General features: G+C 56.7%; 17 protein-coding genes. 3 read left to right on the plus strand and 14 right to left on the minus strand.

Translation table 11 applies throughout. The annotated features are described in order from the left end of the window. Window positions 1-124: 124 nt before the first annotated feature. The 8 genes from ACRQ84_RS09775 to ACRQ84_RS09810 all read right to left on the minus strand — a co-directional run bounded on the left by ACRQ84_RS09775 (window position 125) and on the right by ACRQ84_RS09810 (window position 7,151). Entirely contained in the window at window positions 125-943 is an 819-nt protein-coding gene (locus tag ACRQ84_RS09775) for a phosphodiesterase (RefSeq protein ID WP_483817912.1), read from the minus strand. A gap of 156 nt (window positions 944-1,099) precedes the next feature. Continuing rightward, window positions 1,100-2,086 (minus strand): ABC transporter ATP-binding protein, encoded by a 987-nt coding sequence (locus ACRQ84_RS09780; protein ID WP_483815948.1) that lies wholly within the window; start codon window positions 2,084-2,086, stop codon window positions 1,100-1,102. Then, a complete protein-coding gene (locus ACRQ84_RS09785; RefSeq protein ID WP_483815949.1) occupies window positions 2,083-2,895 on the minus strand; it encodes an ABC transporter permease in 813 nt (270 codons plus the stop codon). Before ACRQ84_RS09785 ends, ACRQ84_RS09780 begins: the two co-directional genes overlap by 4 nt. Continuing rightward, complete coding sequence (locus ACRQ84_RS09790) at window positions 2,892-3,752, minus strand: ABC transporter permease (RefSeq protein WP_064739524.1); 861 nt, start codon at window positions 3,750-3,752, stop codon at window positions 2,892-2,894. The genes ACRQ84_RS09785 and ACRQ84_RS09790 overlap by 4 nt, the downstream gene beginning before the upstream one ends. Continuing rightward, window positions 3,752-4,765, minus strand: coding sequence for an ABC transporter substrate-binding protein (locus ACRQ84_RS09795; protein ID WP_483815950.1), 1,014 nt, complete (start codon window positions 4,763-4,765; stop codon window positions 3,752-3,754). Before ACRQ84_RS09795 ends, ACRQ84_RS09790 begins: the two co-directional genes overlap by 1 nt. Beyond that, window positions 4,762-5,787 (minus strand): substrate-binding domain-containing protein, encoded by a 1,026-nt coding sequence (locus tag ACRQ84_RS09800; RefSeq protein WP_483815951.1) that lies wholly within the window; start codon window positions 5,785-5,787, stop codon window positions 4,762-4,764. The genes ACRQ84_RS09795 and ACRQ84_RS09800 overlap by 4 nt, the downstream gene beginning before the upstream one ends. Before the next feature lie 126 nt (window positions 5,788-5,913). Further along, entirely contained in the window at window positions 5,914-6,522 is a 609-nt protein-coding gene (locus ACRQ84_RS09805; protein WP_064739527.1) for a DsrE family protein, read from the minus strand. A gap of 23 nt (window positions 6,523-6,545) precedes the next feature. Then, window positions 6,546-7,151: a DsrE family protein gene (locus tag ACRQ84_RS09810; protein WP_483815952.1), complete on the minus strand. Its 606-nt coding sequence runs from the start codon at window positions 7,149-7,151 to the stop codon at window positions 6,546-6,548. Between the two features lie 638 nt (window positions 7,152-7,789). Between ACRQ84_RS09810 and ACRQ84_RS09815 the strand changes: the two genes are divergently transcribed. Continuing rightward, window positions 7,790-9,253, plus strand: coding sequence for a beta-barrel assembly-enhancing protease (locus ACRQ84_RS09815; RefSeq protein WP_483815953.1), 1,464 nt, complete (start codon window positions 7,790-7,792; stop codon window positions 9,251-9,253). Window positions 9,254-9,447: 194 nt separating this feature from the next. On the opposite strand, the gene hda is transcribed toward ACRQ84_RS09815, so the two are convergent. The 3 genes from hda to upp all read right to left on the minus strand — a co-directional run bounded on the left by hda (window position 9,448) and on the right by upp (window position 12,343). Further along, window positions 9,448-10,149 (minus strand): DnaA inactivator Hda, encoded by a 702-nt coding sequence (hda, locus tag ACRQ84_RS09820; RefSeq protein WP_483817913.1) that lies wholly within the window; start codon window positions 10,147-10,149, stop codon window positions 9,448-9,450. Window positions 10,150-10,242: 93 nt separating this feature from the next. After that, a complete protein-coding gene (gene uraA / locus ACRQ84_RS09825; protein ID WP_483815954.1) occupies window positions 10,243-11,526 on the minus strand; it encodes a uracil permease in 1,284 nt (427 codons plus the stop codon). A 190-nt stretch (window positions 11,527-11,716) separates the two neighbouring features. Then, window positions 11,717-12,343 carry a uracil phosphoribosyltransferase gene (upp, locus tag ACRQ84_RS09830; protein ID WP_008108331.1) on the minus strand — a complete coding sequence of 209 codons (627 nt, stop codon included), beginning with the start codon at window positions 12,341-12,343 and terminating at the stop codon, window positions 11,717-11,719. Between the two features lie 241 nt (window positions 12,344-12,584). Here upp and purM point away from each other — a divergent pair, with 241 nt between their 5' ends. Further along, window positions 12,585-13,625 carry a phosphoribosylformylglycinamidine cyclo-ligase gene (gene purM, locus ACRQ84_RS09835; protein WP_483815955.1) on the plus strand — a complete coding sequence of 347 codons (1,041 nt, stop codon included), beginning with the start codon at window positions 12,585-12,587 and terminating at the stop codon, window positions 13,623-13,625. Continuing rightward, complete coding sequence (gene purN, locus ACRQ84_RS09840; protein ID WP_483815956.1) at window positions 13,622-14,260, plus strand: phosphoribosylglycinamide formyltransferase; 639 nt, start codon at window positions 13,622-13,624, stop codon at window positions 14,258-14,260. Before purM ends, purN begins: the two co-directional genes overlap by 4 nt. A gap of 109 nt (window positions 14,261-14,369) precedes the next feature. Here the strand turns inward: purN and pstB are convergent, their stop codons facing one another. From pstB to ACRQ84_RS09855, 3 genes are read right to left on the minus strand one after another with little or no spacing between them, the layout of a single operon-like run. Continuing rightward, window positions 14,370-15,137 carry a phosphate ABC transporter ATP-binding protein PstB gene (gene pstB, locus ACRQ84_RS09845; RefSeq protein WP_064739532.1) on the minus strand — a complete coding sequence of 256 codons (768 nt, stop codon included), beginning with the start codon at window positions 15,135-15,137 and terminating at the stop codon, window positions 14,370-14,372. 11 nt (window positions 15,138-15,148) lie between these two features. Further along, complete coding sequence (gene pstA / locus ACRQ84_RS09850; RefSeq protein ID WP_483815957.1) at window positions 15,149-16,747, minus strand: phosphate ABC transporter permease PstA; 1,599 nt, start codon at window positions 16,745-16,747, stop codon at window positions 15,149-15,151. Next, window positions 16,744-18,837: an ABC transporter permease subunit gene (locus ACRQ84_RS09855; RefSeq protein ID WP_064739534.1), complete on the minus strand. Its 2,094-nt coding sequence runs from the start codon at window positions 18,835-18,837 to the stop codon at window positions 16,744-16,746. Before ACRQ84_RS09855 ends, pstA begins: the two co-directional genes overlap by 4 nt. Window positions 18,838-18,855 lie beyond the last annotated feature (18 nt).

Genomic DNA, 18,855 nt, shown 5'->3' on the forward strand with positions numbered 1-18,855 from the left:
CTGACAGTCTTGTTATTGTTGGATGCACTTGCCCTGGTGAGGGAATGGGCGATTGTACACCTACAACTCAAATTGAGCACGACGCATCCTGCCAGCCACCCATAATTCTTTCTCTACGCTGGCGCTAATCGATCAAACCGTTGGCATCATAAAACGGCCACGGACCGGGATAATCGCCAATGGCACACAAATGCGTGCTCATGCCCTGCTGCGCATGCCAGCGATGCAGCAGGAAACCGGGCGGCTCCAGCACAAAATTAGCGGGCGCTTTATCCGCAAGATTAAACGCCACCTGATGCGATACGCCCGGTGCCACGCACGCCAGCGTACCGGCAAACCGCGCCTGCACTGAGCGATGTAGATGGCCGCTCAGCACACGTTCCACCTGCGGATGGCGCTGGATAATCGCCGCCAGCGCCGTCGGATTGCGCAGCGGCTGGTTATCCATATGTTCGATGCCACAGTGAAACGGCGGATGATGCAACATCACCAGCGTTGGCAACTGCGGATGGCGCTGCAACTGCTCATCAAGCCATTGCAACTGCGCGTCATCCACATAACCCCAAGGCTGCTGCGGCACGCTGGAATCGAGCGCCAGCAGTTGCACACCTTTCAGTTGCATCTGCCAGTTCAGGGTTTCACCGTGTTGCAGATAGTGATGATCCAGGAACGCCGCACGCAGCGCCTGGCGATCATCGTGGTTGCCCGGCATCAGCAGAAACGGCAATTGCAGCTGACGCAGCACTTGCTTTAACGTTTGATACTCTTCAGCCGTGCCGAAATCGACCAGGTCGCCGGTAATCACCACAACGTCGGGTCGCGGTGCCAGCCGGTTCAGCGTCTCAATCACCCGCAGCAGCGCGGCTTGCGTGTCGACTTTTTTGTATGACAGGCGACCATTCGCCTTAATGTGTAGATCGCTGATTTGCGCGATCAGCGTCATGGCTTCAGACACGAATCTTTTCCTCTGGATATTTGAAATGCTGATCATGTCGCACCGCGTTAAATCAACGCACATTGCGTAGCGGCGCGATTTATCGCGCAATAAATTGCGCCGCTACGCAATGTGCGTACTTAAGCGCATCGGGCAAATTACATGCTATGCAGAAAACTGCAGCGCGGCGTCCTGCGCCAGCGTCCAGCTCACCGCTTGTCCGGCATGCCAGGTTTCACGCGCGTGGCGATCCACCTGAATCGGCATCGCCAGCCCGATATCGATCATCAACCGCTGCGACGCGCCCAGGAAGGTGCTGGCGACAATAAAGCCCCGTCGCGTGTAACGATCGTCGCTGGCCAGCAGCACATCTTCCGGGCGGCAGAAACGCTGCGGATTGCCGTGCACATCCACATCCACGCAGTTGATCGCGCCAACAAAATCGGCAACAAATTTTGAGGCCGGATGCTGGTAGATATTTTGCGGTGTATCGATTTGCACCAAACGGCCCTGCTCCATCACCGCAATGCGATCGCCGAGCGCCATCGCTTCCTGCTGATCGTGCGTCACGTAGACCGCCGTGATCGCCAGCTTCTTCAGTAATGTGCCGATTTCCAGTCGCAGACGATCGCGCAGGCGCGCATCCAATGCTGCCAGCGGCTCATCAAACAGCAGCACTTTGGGTCGTGCGGCTAACGCCCGCGCTAACGCCACGCGCTGCTTCTGCCCGCCGGAAAGTTTGTCGATGCTGCGCTGTGCTAGCGCGGTGAGGTCCACCAACGCCAGCATCTCCTCCACGCGTGCTTCCCGTTCGGCCCGCGCCACACCTTGCACTTTCAGTCCATATGCCACGTTCTCAGCCACATTCAGATTGGGGAACAGCGCATAATTCTGGAACACCATGCCAACGTTGCGTTTTTCAATCGGCAACGCGGTAACGTTGCGATCGTCAAACCACACTTCGCCACCGACATCACAGCTCTCTAGCCCACTTATAATGCGCAGCGTGGTGGTTTTGCCGCAGCCGGATGGTCCTAGCAGCACCAGCGTTTCGCCGGGATGGACCGTAAGATCGAGCGGTTGCAGCGCCTGATGATGATGAAAGTGACGTGCGCAACCACGCAGCGTCACGGTTACGGCCGCAGAATTCATGCTGCCTCCTTGTGTTGGCGCGAGACCGCGCGGTTAAGCCAGTGATTTACGGCATTGAGCATCAGCAACAGCGGCAGAATCATTAGAATAAAAATCAGTGTGTAGGCGGAACCCACTTCCAGCCGCATTGAGGCGTAGCTGTCGGCCAGGCCAACCGGCAGGGTTTTGGTTAGTGGCGTGTGCAGCATCCAGGTGATGTTAAATTCACCGACCGACAGCGTGATCACCATAAAAGCGCCGGCGAGAATGCCATTGCGGCAGTTGGGTACCACCACGGTAAAGAAGCGCTGCCACTGGCTGGCACCGAGGCTGGCAGACGCTTCTTCCAGACGCGGCATATCCACCGCCTGCATCACCGCCAGCACCGGCCGCATCATAAACGGCAAGGTAAACAGCACGTGACCAATCAGGATGAACACCCAGCTATCACGCAGGCCGGAAAACTGGCCGTAGAGCAGAATGATGCCGAGCGCCGTTGCCAAACCGGGCAGCGCCACCGGCAGCATCAGACACTCTTCAATGCGAGCCGCCCAACGTCCCGGCGCTTTCAGCAATCCCCACGCGGCGGGCACGCCAATGATTAAGGTAATCAGTAGGCAATACAGCGCAATCATTAGCGACAGCCAGAAGGTATCGGCGTACATCTGCCACACTTGCGCCACCCACTTCAGCGTGAAACCGCTGCGCAGGCCGATAAAATAGTTATTGGTGACGCCCGCCAGCATCGACAACACCACCGGCACGATCATAAACAGCGCGGTGAGGGTGGTAATCAGCAGCTGCAGCCTAAACAGTCCGCGACGATTCATTGCGCCTCCTTTGACTGCGCCAGACGGCGCGCCAGCATCAGTGCCAGCCAGGCGAATCCGCCCATCACCACTGACAGCGCGGCGGCGGTGGCAAAGTTGGCGTAGTTAGTGAATTCGCCATAGATGGTCAGCGGCAGCACCGCCAAATCGGTGCCGAGCGTAAAGGCGGTGCCAAAAGCGCCCATGCTGGTGGCGAAGCAGAGCGCGCCAGTGGAGAGCAGCGCCGGTTGCAGGCCCGGCACAATCACATCCCAGGTGATGCGCCACTGGCTGGCACCCAGCGAACGCGCCGCTTCTTCCAGCGAGCGATCGAGTTTTTCACTGGCCGCCACCAGCGTGATGATGGCGCGCGGCAGCGAAAAATAGAGGTAGCCGATAAACAGGCCCACCAGCGAATAGGCCAGCGTCCAGCGCTCATGCAACAGGCTCATGCTGATTTGCGCCAGTAATCCCTGACGTCCGGCCAGCATCACCACCAGAAAGCCCACCACCACGCCGGGAAACGCCAGCGGGAAAGTCAGCAACGCCAGCAAGGTGCCGCGCCCGGCAAAACGCTGACGCGCCAGAAAGCAGCCAACGATAGCGGCAATCAGTAACGTTACCAGCGTCACCGCCAGCGACAGTAGCACGGTGTTTAGCAGGCTCAGCAGATAGTGCGGCTGAGTGATCACCGTCCAGTAACCACTGTGCTGGGTGCTACGATCGTCCTGCATACCGATTTGCAACAGGCGGGCAAACGGCAGCAGCCAGAAAGCGCAGAAGAACAGCAGCGTGGGCAGCACCAACCACAGCCAGCGGCTGCCCGGTTGCGTCCGTATCTGGCGGCGCGAAGCCGCCAGGGTGTCAGCCATCGACATTAACGCATCTCACTCAGGTATTGCGCCGAGAAGGCTTTCTGCGCATCGGCCATCTGCTGATAGTTCACCGTTTGCGCACGCGCATAATCGCTATCTGGCAGGAAAAATGTCCTGGCCTGCGCTGACATCGCTGAGGTGCGTACCGGACGTAGGAAGGCATTAGCCCAAATCGCCTGACCTTTGTCCGACAACACGTAGTCGATCACTTTCTTACCGTTGGCAGCGTGCGGCGCGTTCTTCACCAGGCTGATAACGTACGGCACCGTAACCGTGCCCTCTTTCGGGATCACAAAGGCGACGTTGGCGTGATCTTTATATTTGGCGCGATAGGCGTTGAAGTCGTAGTCGAGCAGGATCGGAATCTCACCGGAAATCAAACGCGCGTAGGCGGTCTGCTTCGGTACGATCGGCTGGTTAGCCTGCAATTTTTTGAACCAGGTCAGTGCGGGCGTGAAGTCTTTCATGTTGCCGCCCTTTGCCTGGTTTACCGCTACGGCCGCAACGTAACCGACAAAAGCGCTGGCGGGATCGAGATAGCCGATCATGCCCTTGTATTCGGGTTTCAGCAGATCATCCCAGGATTGCGGTACCGGCGCACCACCAAGTGCGTCCACGTTAACCATAAATCCCATGGTGCCGGAGTGCAGCGCCACCCATTTGCCATCAGGATCTTTCATTCCAGCGGGGATGTCGTCCCAATGTGCCGGTTTATAACTGTTGATGACGCCGGCGCTGTCCGCCTGGATGCCAAAACTGACGCCGTAATAAACTACATCTGCCACCGGATTGCCCTTTTCCGCCACCAGCTGCGCCAGCGCCTGGCCGGAGTTTTTATTGTCCTGCGGCACCTGAATCCCGGTGTCTTTGGCAATGGCGCTAAGCTGGGTTCCCCAGTCCGCCCACTCGGGCGGACAGTTGTAGCAAATCGCCGTATCGGCAGCCTGCACCAGCGGGCTGAGCAGCGAACCGGCGGTCAGTGCGAGCACCCCGGCAATCATTGTTACTTTTTTCATGATGGTTCCCTGATGTTGGCAATGGAAGAAAAAGCGGTTGATGGCGCAGCGATACTTGCACCGAGCCTTAATCGATGTGGCAGCACGCGGGTACCGCGGCTGGCTTGTTGTAACAGCATGTCGATCGCCCCGGCGCCGAGCAGGTCGGCTGGTTGGGTCACGCTCGCCAGCGACGGCGCAATTTGCTCGCCGATATCGATGCCATCAAAACCCATCACCGACAGCTGCTGCGGGATGCGCACCCCCGCGCGTGCCGCGGCACCGATCAGGCTGATGGCGAGCAGATCGTTGGTGCAAATCACCGCGCTCAGCGGCGTTTCACCACGCAGCTGTGGCTGCAACAGCGCAAAATTAGATTGTGTATGGCTGGGCATTTCGAGAACCGGCAGCGCGCGCAACCCGGCCTGATGCATGGCATCGCAATAGCCCTGATAGCGCAGACGCGCGCGGTCGGATTGCAGCATCGGACCGGCCACCATGCCGATGTGGCGATGGCCGAGTTGCAGCAGATGTTCAGTGGCTTGCTGCATCGCCAGGCGGTTGTCGACGCAAATCGCTGGCCAATCGGTCGCCTGCGGCACGTTGTGCGTCAACACAAACGGCATACTGGCCTGATGCAGCGTACGCAGGATGGCGCTGTTATCGGCGTCGGCGACGGTGAGAACCAAACCGGCAACGCGCTGATTCAACATATGTTCCACAATCGCCGCTTCACGCTCTGGCTGATAATCGCTGGTCGCCACCAACAGGCCGTAATCTGCCGCGCGCGCCTGGCGCTCCATCGCGTGTAATTGGCGGGCGAAAATCGGATTAAGCAGCGACGGCAGCAGCACACCGAAGGTGGTAGAGCTCTGAGTGCGCAGCTGGCGGGCAATGTGATTAGGGCGAAAGCCGAGTTGCTCAGAGGCGTTCAACACTTTTTGCAGGGTGTCAGCACGCAGCAGATGCGGATCGGAGAATGCGCGTGCGGCGGTGGCGCGAGAAACGCCAGCCAGTTTGGCTACGCTGATTAAATCGGACATGTTCGCCTCTTAAAGTGCCAATGAGATCGATCTCATCGACGCTTAAACTAGTGGCGAACTGTGACAGCAACATCGCGAAAACATGACGAACAGATGACAGCAGCGCGAACTGCTGTCAGGCAGACATTACAACATCAGGAAGGCATATCCTTCGTTTTGCAGCGACGCCACGGTGGTGCCGCTCGACAGCGTGTGGGTAACGCGCGTATCAATCCAGTCACGCTCCAGCTGATGGAAAGCCACCGACTGATCGCAGATGGTCACCTTCACGCCGGCTTTTCTCAGCTCATCAATCAGCTTGAGATTTGGGTTATCGGTGCCATACGTTTTGCGGAACTGATCGTTATTCAGCGCTGCCGGGACCGCATCGCTGTTGATCGAGACCACAAACTTTAGCTGATCGAGCGGTACGCCTGCCGCGTAATAGAGGTTAGTCACGCGCGCCACGCGTTCCAGCCCGAGGTTCGGCTGGCGGACATCCCCTTCATTGCGGTTAATCTGGAAGACGATTTTATTGCTCAGTCCGGGCGTGGTGGCCGGATTGTAGTCCGGCACATTCACAAAGTGGATCTTGCCGTAACCGGCGATAGCTGGCGTGCTCCAGAAGTCGGCAGGCTCGCTTTTCTTATCGGCAAACTTGTCGCTGACCTTGTCGACCAAATCGGGGAGCTGTAATACATTGCCGCCGACAAATCCTGCCAGTGCCGCAATAACGATATAGGATGCTGGACGCATTTCACTTCTCCTGTGCCTGAAATTTACATCTGTAAGAGTGCATAACCCTGATTTTCCAACGTCGACACGGTGGTCGGGCTGGAGAGTGCATGAATCACTGATTGGTCGATCCACGCTTTCGGGAAGTGATGGAACGCGACCGACTGATCGCACACCGAAACTTTCACGCCCAACTTATTCAGCGCGCCAATCAGCGCCAGATTAGGGTTGTCGGCCTTATAGAATTGTTGGAAATGCGCGTTATCCAGCATCGCAGGTGTGGCATCACCGGTGACCGACACCACAAAATGCAGATCATCGGCCGGTACGCCCGAGGCGATGTAGAGATTCACCACGCGCGCTACGCGTTCCAGTCCGAGGTTCGGACGCTTCATATCTCCTTCGCTGCGGGTGATTTGAAACACGATTTTGTTACTTAAACCGACCACCGGCTTGAATGCCGCATCAGCTTCATAATGGATTTTGCCGTAGCCTTCGACGGCAGGCGTGCTCCAGAAGCCGTTGGGATCGCTGGGTTCAGACGAGAAATGGCTGACAACACGCTGATACAAATCATCACCTTTGCTCACGGTGGCGCCAACAAAGCCACCGACAATCGCGATCAGGGCGTATGAAACTACAGAACGCATAAAAACTCTCCGGCTTACACTGCGCGTCAATTCACAGTCCGTTTGAAAAAAGTGCTTTATCTATACCACAGCGTGAGCAGGGCAAAAGTCCTGTAGTGATGGGCTGTCCGGCTCAATGGTTGCGGGAAAAATAATTAGCTCGGCTAATTGAAAAAGCTTTTCGATTGTCGCATTGGGGAGAGTTAAGAAATGGCTGGCCGTGAAAGGGTTATCACAATCCATCAGGAGTAAGTTTACGTGCGTTTAAAATATAGCCAATAATAACTGTATAAACTGCTTTTCATGTTGGCTTCACGATTAAAATTCTTGATGGATAAAGCGGGCCAAAACCACTGATTTACCACTACTTTTCAGAGTAAACCTGGAAAATTTCATGCCAAATTCAATAATTTTGAGCAACTTTACGTAACTTTAACTTTTGTGCGCGGACAACTCTGGTTAACTCGCTCTCTCATATTCAATTTTTTGCGGCAATTTCGCCATGCTGTAACCTTTTTTCATTTAAAAACCCTTAAGCTTCATCATTTGCTTGTCGCCGCGGTGTGGTTAAGATAGAACGCGCTGCACACAGAAAATAGACGCAGAACATTTGAACAACGTACCTGTCCAAATTCGGGTGACTTTTACAGGATCAAGGCATGTTTAACCGGTTGAAAAAATCAGTACTGGCGGCCCTTATTCCTACGCTGCTGCTGACGTCAGCGCCCAGTGCGCGTGCCGACGTCAGTGATACGCTGCCCGATATGGGCACCACAGCAGGTTCCACGCTGTCGATTAATCAGGAACTGCAGATGGGCGACTTCTACGTACGCCAACTGCGCGCCAGTGCGCCTCTGATTAACGATCCGCTGTTAAATCAATATATTAACGAACTTGGCCAGCGTTTGGTGGCTCACGCTAATTCCGTCCGCACGCCCTTTCACTTCTTTCTGATTCAGAACGATGAACTCAATGCCTTCGCCTTCTTCGGCGGCAACGTGGTGCTGCATTCGTCGCTGTTCCGCTATACCGATAATGAAAGCCAGCTGGCATCGGTAATGGCACACGAAATTTCGCATGTGACCCAGCGTCATCTGGCGCGCGCCATGGAAGAGCAGAGACGCAATGCGCCACTGACGTGGGTGGGCGCGTTGGGTTCGATTCTGCTCGCGATGGCCAGTCCGCAAGCGGGGATGGCAGCGCTGACCGGTACGCTGGCGGGCGCGCAGCAAGGCATTATCAGCTTTACCCAAGGCAACGAACAGGAAGCCGATCGCATTGGCATCCAGGTGCTGCAACGCGCCGGATTCGATCCACAAGCCATGCCGACTTTCCTGCAGAAGCTGGCGGACCAGAGCCGCTTCTCCTCCAAGCCTCCGGAGATTTTGCTGACGCACCCGTTACCCGATAGCCGCCTCGCCGATGCGCGCAACCGCGCTAACCAGATGCGTCCGGTGGTGGTGCAGTCGTCGCAGGATTTTTACATGGCCAAGGTGCGTTCGCTCGGCATGTATTCCACTGGCCGCAATCAGCTGACCGATGATCTGTTGAATGAATATGCCAAAGGCAACGTGCGTGAACAGCAGGCGGCACAATACGGCAAAGCGGTGCAGTTCCTGCAGGCGAAAAGCTTTGATAGCGCCAAACGTGTGATCGCCCCGCTGCTGGCGAAGCAGCCGGATAACGTCTGGTTCCTTGATATCATGACCGACATCGACATCGGGCTGAATCAGCCGCAGCAGGCGATCGCCATGCTAAGCAGCGCTAAAGGCAGCAGCACCAATCCAGTTCTGCAGTTGAACCTGGCTAACGCCTATGTCGAAGCGAAGCAGCCAGCCAACGCCAGCCGCATCCTCAATCGCTATACCTTTGCCCATCCGGACGATGTCAACGCCTTTGATCTGCTGGCGCAAGCCTCTGCGGCGCAGGGTTTACGCGATGAAGAACTGTCGGCGCGCGCTGAAGGTTTGGCACTCAACGGGCAGCTCGATCAGGCGATTTCCACCTTGAGCAGCGCCAGCGCACAAGTACCGCTCGGCAGCCTAAAACAGGCGCGCTATGACGCACGCATCGATCAGTTCCGTGAACTACAGAAACGCTTCAAGGTGTATCAGAAGGGATAATGTCCAGGTGCGCATAAATGCGCACCCTACGAAAACCGCGCACGTAGGGTCGCCATTCATGGCTTGATGCCGATCGCTTAAGCAGTGAATAAATCATCGCACGTTCCGTAGCGGCGCGATTTATCGCGCAATGAATTGCGTCGCTACGGCATGTGGCGCGGTTAATTCAGCTTAAATCCATTCGTTACAATGAGTTAAAGATCAAGCGCTTCCTTAACAAACGGAATGGTGAGTTTGCGCTGGGCGCTAATGGAGGCACGATCGAGGCGATCCAGCGTATCAAACAGCGTGCGCATCTCACGGTCGAGGCGTTTCAGCAGGAAGCGCCCGACATCTTCCGGCAGCTCAAAGCCCCGTAATCCGGCACGCAGCTGCATTGCCTGTAATTTGTCGTCATCAGACAGCGGCTGTAAACGGTAGATTTGCCCCCAATCGAGGCGTGAAGCCAGATCCGGTAAGCCGAGATTCAGTTGGCGCGGCGGTCGATCGCCGGTAATCAGCAACCGCGTTTTACCGATTTCCAGAATGCGATTGTAGAGATCAAATATCGCCATTTCCCACTCTGGATCACCCGCGATGCATTCGATATTGTCGATGCACACCAGCGCCAGATTCTCCATTCCTTCCAGCACCTCCGGCACAAACCAGGTGCGTTTATCCAGCGGCACATAGCCCACCGCTTCGCCGCGCGCCGAGAGTTCCGCACAGGCTGCGTGCAGCAGATGACTGCGGCCACCGCCTTCGCGCGACCAGAAATAGAGATAGCTACCGTGTTGCTGAGAGAGTGCGCCTTGCAGCGCCGCCAGCAGAGACGTGTTTTCCCCCGGCCAGAAACTGGCGAAGGTTTCATCATCGGGTAAATAGAGTGGCAATGAGAGCTGTGCCGGCGTGTTCAGAAGTACCTCAACGGATGAGCGGGCAGAAAACCGCGCAAGTTTATCACGATCTTTGCCGGAGATGAACCGGGCTTCCCTGCCCGGCTTGCCGCTTTAACTTTCGCGCTTCTCTTCCGCGTCCAGCACCACTTCTTCTGGACGTAATACGCTGATTAAACGGAAGATCAGAGCCAAGCCAACGCCAACAATGGTCGCCAGCGCCATGCCTTTCAACTCTGCTGCGCCAATGTGCACTTTGGCACCGCTCACGCCGATGATCAGGATCACCGAGGTCAGGATCAGGTTCTGCGCTTTGTTGTAATCCACTTTAGATTCGATCAATACGCGAATACCCGACGCGCCAATCACGCCATACAGCAGCAGCGATACGCCGCCCATCACCGGTACAGGAACGGCCTGAATCGCCGCCGCCAGCTTGCCGACGCATGAAAGCAGGATGGCAAAGATCGCCGCGCCGCCAATCACCCAGGTGCTATACACGCGAGTTATCGCCATCACGCCGATGTTCTCGCCATAGGTGGTATTTGGCGTGGAGCCGAAGAAGCCTGAGATCATGGTGGATAAACCGTTGGCGAACATTGAGCGGTGCAGGCCCGGATCGCGGATCAGATCTTTCTTCACGATGTTGGCGGTCACGACTAAATGTCCGACGTGCTCGGCAATGACCACCAGCGCAGCTGGCAGAATGGTCAGCATCGCCACCCACTCAAAACGCGGCGTATAGAAAGTTGGCAGTGCGAACCACGGCGCATTCTCTACCGCTGTCCAGTCCACAATACCCATCGCATAAGAGAGCGCATAGCCGACTAACACGCCGACTAAAATCGGGATGATGGCGAGGAAGCCCCGAAACAGCACCGATCCAAATACCGTCACCGCCAGCGTCACCATCGAGATGATCACGGTTTTGCTGTCTGGCGATGTGCCTTCAGCGGGCAGCAAACCGGCCATGTTCGCCGCCACGCCCGCCAGTTCAAGGCCGATAACCGCGACAATCGCGCCCATCGCCGCCGGAGGGAACATCACGTCAAGCCAGCCGGTACCGGCTTTCTTCACGATCAACGCCACCACGCAGAACAGAAAACCGCAGAGGATAAAGCCGCCCAGCGCCACTTCGTAACCCAGCGGCAACAGCAGCAGCACCGGCGAAATAAAGGCAAAGCTCGAGCCGAGGTAAGCCGGGATTTTGCCTTTACAGATGAACAGATAAAGCAGCGTGCCGACGCCATTGAACAGCAACACCGTGGCCGGGTTGATGTGGAAAAGAATCGGCACCAGCACGGTAGCGCCGAACATGGCGAACAGGTGCTGCAGGCTGAGTGGAATGGTTTGCAGCAGTGGCGGGCGTTCGTTAACGCCAATAGCGCGACGAGTCATTATTATCCCCTATCCTCTTCGTTCTTCGCGCTATGGCTGCGTTGGCTGCTCCCGTCCACCCGAATCACTTACTGAAGTAAGCTCATCGGGATGAACGCGATTGCCGCCTTGCCCTAGCGCGAATAACTCGAGGATGACATTGTTGTGTTTTTAGACAAAAAAAAGCCGACTCTCTGGCCGGCTGGTTGCTTTATTTGGTTCCGAAAATTTTGTCCCCGGCATCGCCGAGTCCGGGAATGATGTATCCCTTTTCGTTCAATCCCTGATCGATAGACGCGGTATACAGCTCCACATCCGGATGCGCTTTCTCCAGCGCCGCAATGCCTTCGGGTGCCGCCACCAGCACTAACACTTTAATACTGGTGCAACCGGCTTTCTTCAGCAGATCGATAGTGGCAATCATTGAACCACCGGTGGCCAGCATCGGATCGACCACCAAAGCCAGACGCTCTTCAATGTTCGAGACCAGCTTCTGGAAATACGGTACCGGCTCCAGCGTCTCTTCATCACGATAGACGCCAACCACGCTGATACGTGCGCTCGGCACATGCTCAAGCACGCCTTCCATCATGCCGAGGCCCGCACGCAGAATCGGCACGACGGTGATTTTTTTACCTTTGATCTGATCGATTTCAACGGGGCCGTTCCAGCCTTCGATCGTCACGCGCTCGGTTTCCAGATCGGCGGTGGCTTCATAGGTCAGCAAGCTGCCCACTTCCGAGGCCAGCTCGCGGAAACGCTTGGTGCTGATATCATGCTCACGCATCAGGCCCAGTTTATGTTTGACCAGCGGGTGTTTGACTTCCACGATCTTCATGATTGTTCTCCCGGAATTGAGTTGAGCTAAAAAAAAATCGCCGGATTATACCGCCTTTTCACCACCGCGCCATATGTCATTGGTCAATGGGGCGATTCATTACGCGCTGGAATAAGGATTGGCGAAAATTCAGCGCTGTGCAAAGGCAGCATGAGATGGGACTCGCAAACGTTTGCCTGCGCTGTTAGAATTGCCGCGCTTAATTTTTGCCACCAACCGCAATTCGCGTGGGGATTCCGCAGTGACCGACAAAACCTCTCTCAGCTACAAAGACGCCGGTGTTGATATTGATGCTGGTAACGATCTGGTTGACCGTATTAAAGGCGTAGTGAAAAAAACTCGCCGCCCGGAAGTGATGGGTGGATTGGGCGGATTCGGCGCGCTTTGTGCGCTGCCGCAGAAGTACCGCGAGCCGGTGCTGGTCTCCGGAACCGATGGCGTCGGCACCAAGCTGCGTCTGGCAATGGATCTCAAACGCCACGACAGCATCGGTATTGACCTGGTCGCGATGTGTGTCAACGACCTGATCGTGCAAGGTGCAGAGCCACTGTTCTTCCTCGATTATTACGCGACCGGCAAGCTGGACGTGGATACCGCTTCATCGGTCATCACCGGCATCGCCGAAGGTTGCTTGCAGTCGGGTTGCGCGCTAGTAGGCGGCGAGACCGCTGAAATGCCAGGCATGTACCACGGCGAAGATTACGACGTCGCCGGTTTCTGCGTCGGCGTGGTGGAAAAATCAGAAATCATTGACGGTTCGAAAGTGCAGGACGGCGACGTGCTGATCGCGCTGGGTTCCAGCGGTCCACACTCGAACGGTTACTCGCTGGTGCGCAAGATTCTGCAAGTCAGCCAGACCGATCCAGAGACCAAACAGCTGGATGGCAAATCACTGGCCGATCACCTGCTGGCGCCAACCCGTATCTATGTGAAAAACATTCTCAGCCTGATCGAGCAGGTTGATGTGCATGCGATTTCACATCTGACCGGTGGCGGCTTCTGGGAAAACATTCCGCGCGTGTTGCCAGACAACACCCAGGCGGTGTTGGAAGAGAGCAGCTGGCAGTGGCCTTCTGTGTTCAGCTGGTTGCAGCAGGCTGGCAACGTCAGCCGTCACGAAATGTACCGCACCTTTAACTGTGGCGTGGGCATGGTGATTGCGCTGAGCCCGGCAGAGGCGGATAAAGCGATACAGCTGATGACTGACGCTGGCGAAAAAGCGTGGAAAATCGGTGTGATTAAAGCTTCTGATTCTGAAGAGCGTGTGGTTATCAATCCATGAAGAAACTGGTTGTACTGATCTCCGGCAACGGAAGCAATCTTCAGTCCATCCTCGACGCCTGCGCAAGCGGGCGTATTAACGGCAGCGTCGCTGCCGTTTTCAGTAATAAAGCCAGCGCCTATGGTTTAACGCGTGCGCAGGAAGCCAATGTCCCGCAGCATGCGTTAGCCGCCAGTGATTTTGCCGACCGTGAAGCCTTTGATCGCCAGCTGATGCAGGAGATTGATGCTTATGCACCGGATGTGGTGGTGCTCGCCGGTTATATGCGCATCCTCAGCAGCGCTTTTGTCGCGCACTATCACGATCGTTTGGTGAACATCCATCCTTCGCTTCTGCCAAAATACCCGGGCCTGCATACGCATCGTCAGGCGCTGGAAAACGGCGACGAGGAGCATGGCACCTCGGTGCATTTTGTCACTGACGAGCTGGATGGCGGTCCGATTATTTTGCAGGCGCGCGTGCCAGTGTTTGCGGGCGACAGCGAAGACGAGATCAGCGCGCGCGTGCAGCATCAGGAACACGCGATCTATCCGCTGGTGATCAGCTGGTTTGTTGATGGGCGTTTGCAGATGCGTGAGGGTAAAGCGTGGTTGGATGGTCAGCCGTTGCCGCCGCAGGGTTACGCCCACGACTGAATGATATGCATATTCCGTAGCGGCGCGATTTATCGCGCATTTCGATGGCACCATCGTGCCGATCCAGACATTGCGCAATAAATTGCGCCGCTACGAATCGCAGACTTTTTTAACCAAACCTTCCCGTAATGTAATCTTCGGTGCGTCGCGCTTTTGGCGAGGTGAAGATGCGGTCGGTTTCGTCAAACTCCACCAGTTGCCCGTTATGCATAAACGCGGTGTAATCCGACACGCGGGCTGCCTGCTGCATATTGTGCGTCACCAGCACCAGCGTGAAATGCTGCTTCAGCGTGGTCATCAACTCCTCAATCACCAGCGTTGAAATCGGATCCAGTGCCGAGGTGGGTTCGTCCAGCAGCAACACTTCCGGCTCAATCGCAATGGCGCGCGCAATCACCAAACGCTGCTGCTGGCCGTTGGAGAGCGTTAACGCGTTTTGTCCCAGCTGGTCTTTCACTTCACCCCACAATGCCGCGGCACGCAGCGCGCGCTCACAGGCTTCATTCAGCACACGACGATCGCGCACGCCCTGCAAGCGCAGGCCATACACCACGTTTTCGTAAATCGATTTGGGGAACGGATTCGGTCGCTGAAATACCATGCCAATACGGCGGCGCAGTGCGGGAAGATCCTGATTGGCCTGCATCACCGCGTAATTATCGAGCAGAATCTCGCCCTCAATACGGCAGCGATCAATCACATCATTCATGCGATTAAAGCAGCGCAACAGCGTCGATTTTCCGCAGCCGGAGGGACCAATCAACGCCGTGATGCGGTTTTTCGGGATCTGCAGATCGATGTTATTTAGCGCCTGGCGTTCGCCATACCACAGCGACAGCTGATTAACGCTCAGGGCAATGTCGTAATCGGGCGTCATCAAAAACCTTTTTAGTGCGTCATAAGCCGGTAACGCTCACGCAGTCGATGGCGCAGTGCCATCGCCAGCAGATTGAGCGACAGGATGATCACCACCAGCAACAAGGCGGTGGCGTAAACCAGCGGTCGATCAGCATCAATGTTGGGGCTCTGGAAAGCCAAATCGTAGATCTGAAAACCGAGGTGCATAAATTTGCGATCAAGGTGCAGATAAGGGAAGACCGCGTCAACCGGCAGTTCCGGTACCATTTTCACCACACCCACCAACATTAGCGGCGCAGTTTCACCAGCAGCACGCGCCACCGCCAGAATCAAGCCGGTCAGCATTGCCGGTACCGCCAGCGGCAGCACCACGCGCCACAGCGTTTCCGCCTGGGTTGCGCCCAGCGCCAGCGATCCCTGACGCAGATTATCCGGAATCCGTGATAATCCCTCTTCGGTGGCAACGATCACCACCGGCAGCGTGAGCAGCGCCAGCGTTAACGCGGCCCACAGCAAGCCCGGCGTGCCAAAGGTCGGATTGGGTAAGGTACGGGAGAAGAATAGCTGATCGAGGGTGCCGCCAATCAGCCAGACAAAGAAACCGAGGCCAAACACGCCGTAGACAATCGATGGCACCCCCGCGAGATTCACCACCGCAATGCGCACCAGCCGCGTCAGCGCATTGCGCCCAGCATATTCGTGCAGCCACACCGCAGCGATGACGCCGAGCGGCATGACGATAATCGACATCAACAGCACCATCAGCACGGTGCCAAAAATTGCCGGAAACGCACCGCTTTCACCGCCACCAGACGTCGGGGAGTCGCTGATGAATTGCCAAATCTGGCTGAAGAAGTGCAGCGTTTTATTGGTCAACGTCATGGTATTCGGATACCACGCTGCAACGACTTGCGCCAACGGGATGATGTGATCCACGCCGTTCACATCGCGCAACACCAGCGTATCGCGCTGACTTTCGTGTTGCAGATGCGTTAACTGCTGCGCCAGCGCATTGAAGCGCCGCTGTAGTGCCGTGCGATTGGCCTCAAACTCAGACTGCATTTCCAGGCTAAAGGTACCGTCACGCTGCTGCTCATCGGCCTGCTGCTTCAGACTTTCCAGTTGTGCGTTAAGGCGCGCCATCTCAATGCGGCGGATTTTACTCGCCTGCCGCAGTTGCTCATGTACCTGCTGCAAACGCTGATGTAGCAAGGCATCGCGGCTGTGCGCTGTCATCACTTCATTATCCTGGCGCAGCTCCACCAGCCAGCCATAGGCATTGCCGCCGTTGCGACGCTGCAGCACCAACACATCATTAGGACGACGGGTTTTCGCTTCGCCCTGGCTGTAAAGCACGCGAAAATCGGGCGCGGCAAAATCGCGGTTGCCGGTTTTCACCACATAGCGCCACTGCACGCCCTGCTGCTGTTTGTCCAGCGTTTCGCCCAATACCATCAGCGCATTGCCTTCCGGCGGCTGGAACTGATATTGATCGACCGGCTGCGGCCAAAAGGCGCGCACGCCCTGCCAGCCCAGCAGGCCAATCAGCAAGGTAAACGCCAGCAGGCACACCGCGACAGCCCCGGCGGTGAGCCAGCGCCAGCGATCATTTTGTTTCATCGCCGTCATCCGTGCCCCTCATGCTGGCTATAGCGTTGACGCAGGCGCTGACGAATCAACTCGGCGATGGTGTTGATCACTAACGTAAATATCAACAGTAACAACGCACTGAGGAACAGAATGCGGTAATGCGCGCTGCCTGCTGCGGCTTCGGGCATCTCAATGGCGATGTTGGCGGAGAGCGCACGCAGTCCAGCAAATAAGCCGCCTTCGCTGACGGGCGTGTTGCCGGTCGCCATCAGTACAATCATTGTCTCGCCGACTGCGCGACCAAAGCCAATCATCAATGCAGCAAAGATGCCCGCCGATGCACCCGGCAGCACTACGCGCGTTAGGGTTTGCCACGGCGTGGCACCCAGCGCCAGCGAGCCCTGCCCGAGCGCGCCGGGTACGCTGAACAACGCATCTTCCGATAAGGTGAAAATCAGCGGAATCAGCGCGAACCCCATCGCCAGCGCGGCCACCAGCAGGTTGCGCTGTTCGTAATGCGCTAAACGCTCGCCCATCTCCGGCCAAAACAGCGTCGGCAGCCACAGCGTCAGTAACGTCACGACTAACAGCACAGGCAGCAGCAGAATCACTTCAAAACCGGGACGTCGCCAGCTGGCAGGCAAACGCGGGCTCAGCACTCCACACAGTAATAATGTGGCGGCGAGGACAGGCGGCAGGAGCAAAACGCCGACCAGCGAGGTGCTGATATGTGGCGCCAGCCAAACGCCCGCGATTAAACCAATGACCACGCTTGGCAGCGCGCCCATCATTTCGATGGCGGGTTTAACCCAGCGACGTAAACCTGGCGACATAAACCACGCGGTGTACATCGCAGCGGCCAGCGCCAGCGGCGTGGCAAACAATAACGCCAGACTGGCGGCTTTCAGCGTGCCGAGCACCAGCGGCATTAAACTGAACTTGGCTTGATAGCTGTCGCCCGCCGCCGTGGATTGCCAGACCCAATCAGCCTGCGGATAATTTTCGTACCAGATTTTCTGCCACAGGTTGCGCCAGGTAAAATCCGGCCACGGATTATCCAGCGCGAACTGTTGCCATTGTCCCGCGCGTTCGACGATCAAAGCATCACCGCGCGGCGCGAACGCCAGCGCCTGAATGCCCGGCGCCAGCTGACGCGTTAAGATCGCGCCCTGCTGCTTGCTGGCAAACAGCTGAACAGTGCCCTGCTCATCGTAAGTCGCAAACACGCGGCGCTGCGATTCTGGCGTAATGCCGCGCGCATGCTGGCTGCCGTTGAAGGTATGAATCTGTTGCAGACGCGGCCCTTTATCACTGGCGATAGCAAACCATTGATGTACGCCCTGCGCATCCTGAACTAACAACGTTCGTCCGCCGGCCAGCATATGCAGGCTTTGCGGCACCAGGTTGAGGGTTTGCGTTTCGCGTAACTGCGCGCCATCCGGCGTGATGTGCCACACGCGCAGCAAGCGCCCACTGCTGGCGTAGAGTAAGGTGCCGTCCGGCGACAACAGCAGATGATCGGCCTGCTGCTGTGTTAACAGGATCTGATTCACTTTTTGTTGATTTTGCAGCGTCAGCAGGCTGATACCCGCTGCGGTTTGCGCGGCAATCAGCCATTGATGGTCGCTGAGTGAGGTCAACGCCATGTTACTGACCGGGCCTTGCGGTAAGCGCAGCGGACGATCCCCCAGCGGGAAACGCCATTCGCCGCTGCCGTTGCGGATATCCGGTTGCATTAATAGCAGTTCGCCCTGCATATTGAGCAGCACGCTGCGGTTATCGCTGCTGACGCTGGCTGCATCGGGCTTACCATTCAGCGCCAGCGCGGGTGCGGCAGGTTGGCCATCCAGCGGAATAAAGCGTGCTTCGTTGCGGCTAATGCGCCAGCCCAGATGACCGTCGCTGCCCATCGCCAGCATTGGGGCTTTGTCCCACAGCTGAATAGGGGTGGTGGCCTGCATACCCGGCGCGCTAAACAGCGGTAATACCACCCAGATCAGCCAGAAGAAAAGCAGTAACATCAGCAACAAAATTCCCACGCCGCAAGCCGTGACGATACGGCGCACTAAATTATCAGTGGCGCGTCGACGACGGTCGCTAAAGTGGACGGGAATTCGATTTATGCTCATGCAGGCCAGGTTACCGAT

The organism is Pantoea sp. E2023-21 (genome assembly GCF_051302795.1).
GTDB lineage: Bacteria > Pseudomonadota > Gammaproteobacteria > Enterobacterales > Enterobacteriaceae > Pantoea > Pantoea ludwigii_A.

Bases quoted from the DNA above. Each gene is read 5' to 3' on its own strand.
- ACRQ84_RS09775 (WP_483817912.1), bottom strand. From the start codon at position 943: ATGACGCTGATCGCGCAAATCAGCGATCTACACATTAAGGCGAATGGT.
- ACRQ84_RS09780 (WP_483815948.1), bottom strand. From the start codon at position 2,086: ATGAATTCTGCGGCCGTAACCGTGACGCTGCGTGGTTGCGCACGTCAC.
- ACRQ84_RS09785 (WP_483815949.1), bottom strand. From the start codon at position 2,895: ATGAATCGTCGCGGACTGTTTAGGCTGCAGCTGCTGATTACCACCCTC.
- ACRQ84_RS09790 (WP_064739524.1), bottom strand. From the start codon at position 3,752: ATGTCGATGGCTGACACCCTGGCGGCTTCGCGCCGCCAGATACGGACG.
- ACRQ84_RS09795 (WP_483815950.1), bottom strand. From the start codon at position 4,765: ATGAAAAAAGTAACAATGATTGCCGGGGTGCTCGCACTGACCGCCGGT.
- ACRQ84_RS09800 (WP_483815951.1), bottom strand. From the start codon at position 5,787: ATGTCCGATTTAATCAGCGTAGCCAAACTGGCTGGCGTTTCTCGCGCC.
- ACRQ84_RS09805 (WP_064739527.1), bottom strand. From the start codon at position 6,522: ATGCGTCCAGCATCCTATATCGTTATTGCGGCACTGGCAGGATTTGTC.
- ACRQ84_RS09810 (WP_483815952.1), bottom strand. From the start codon at position 7,151: ATGCGTTCTGTAGTTTCATACGCCCTGATCGCGATTGTCGGTGGCTTT.
- ACRQ84_RS09815 (WP_483815953.1), top strand. From the start codon at position 7,790: ATGTTTAACCGGTTGAAAAAATCAGTACTGGCGGCCCTTATTCCTACG.
- uraA (WP_483815954.1), bottom strand. From the start codon at position 11,526: ATGACTCGTCGCGCTATTGGCGTTAACGAACGCCCGCCACTGCTGCAA.
- upp (WP_008108331.1), bottom strand. From the start codon at position 12,343: ATGAAGATCGTGGAAGTCAAACACCCGCTGGTCAAACATAAACTGGGC.
- purN (WP_483815956.1), top strand. From the start codon at position 13,622: ATGAAGAAACTGGTTGTACTGATCTCCGGCAACGGAAGCAATCTTCAG.
- pstB (WP_064739532.1), bottom strand. From the start codon at position 15,137: ATGACGCCCGATTACGACATTGCCCTGAGCGTTAATCAGCTGTCGCTG.
- pstA (WP_483815957.1), bottom strand. From the start codon at position 16,747: ATGACGGCGATGAAACAAAATGATCGCTGGCGCTGGCTCACCGCCGGG.
- ACRQ84_RS09855 (WP_064739534.1), bottom strand. From the start codon at position 18,837: ATGAGCATAAATCGAATTCCCGTCCACTTTAGCGACCGTCGTCGACGC.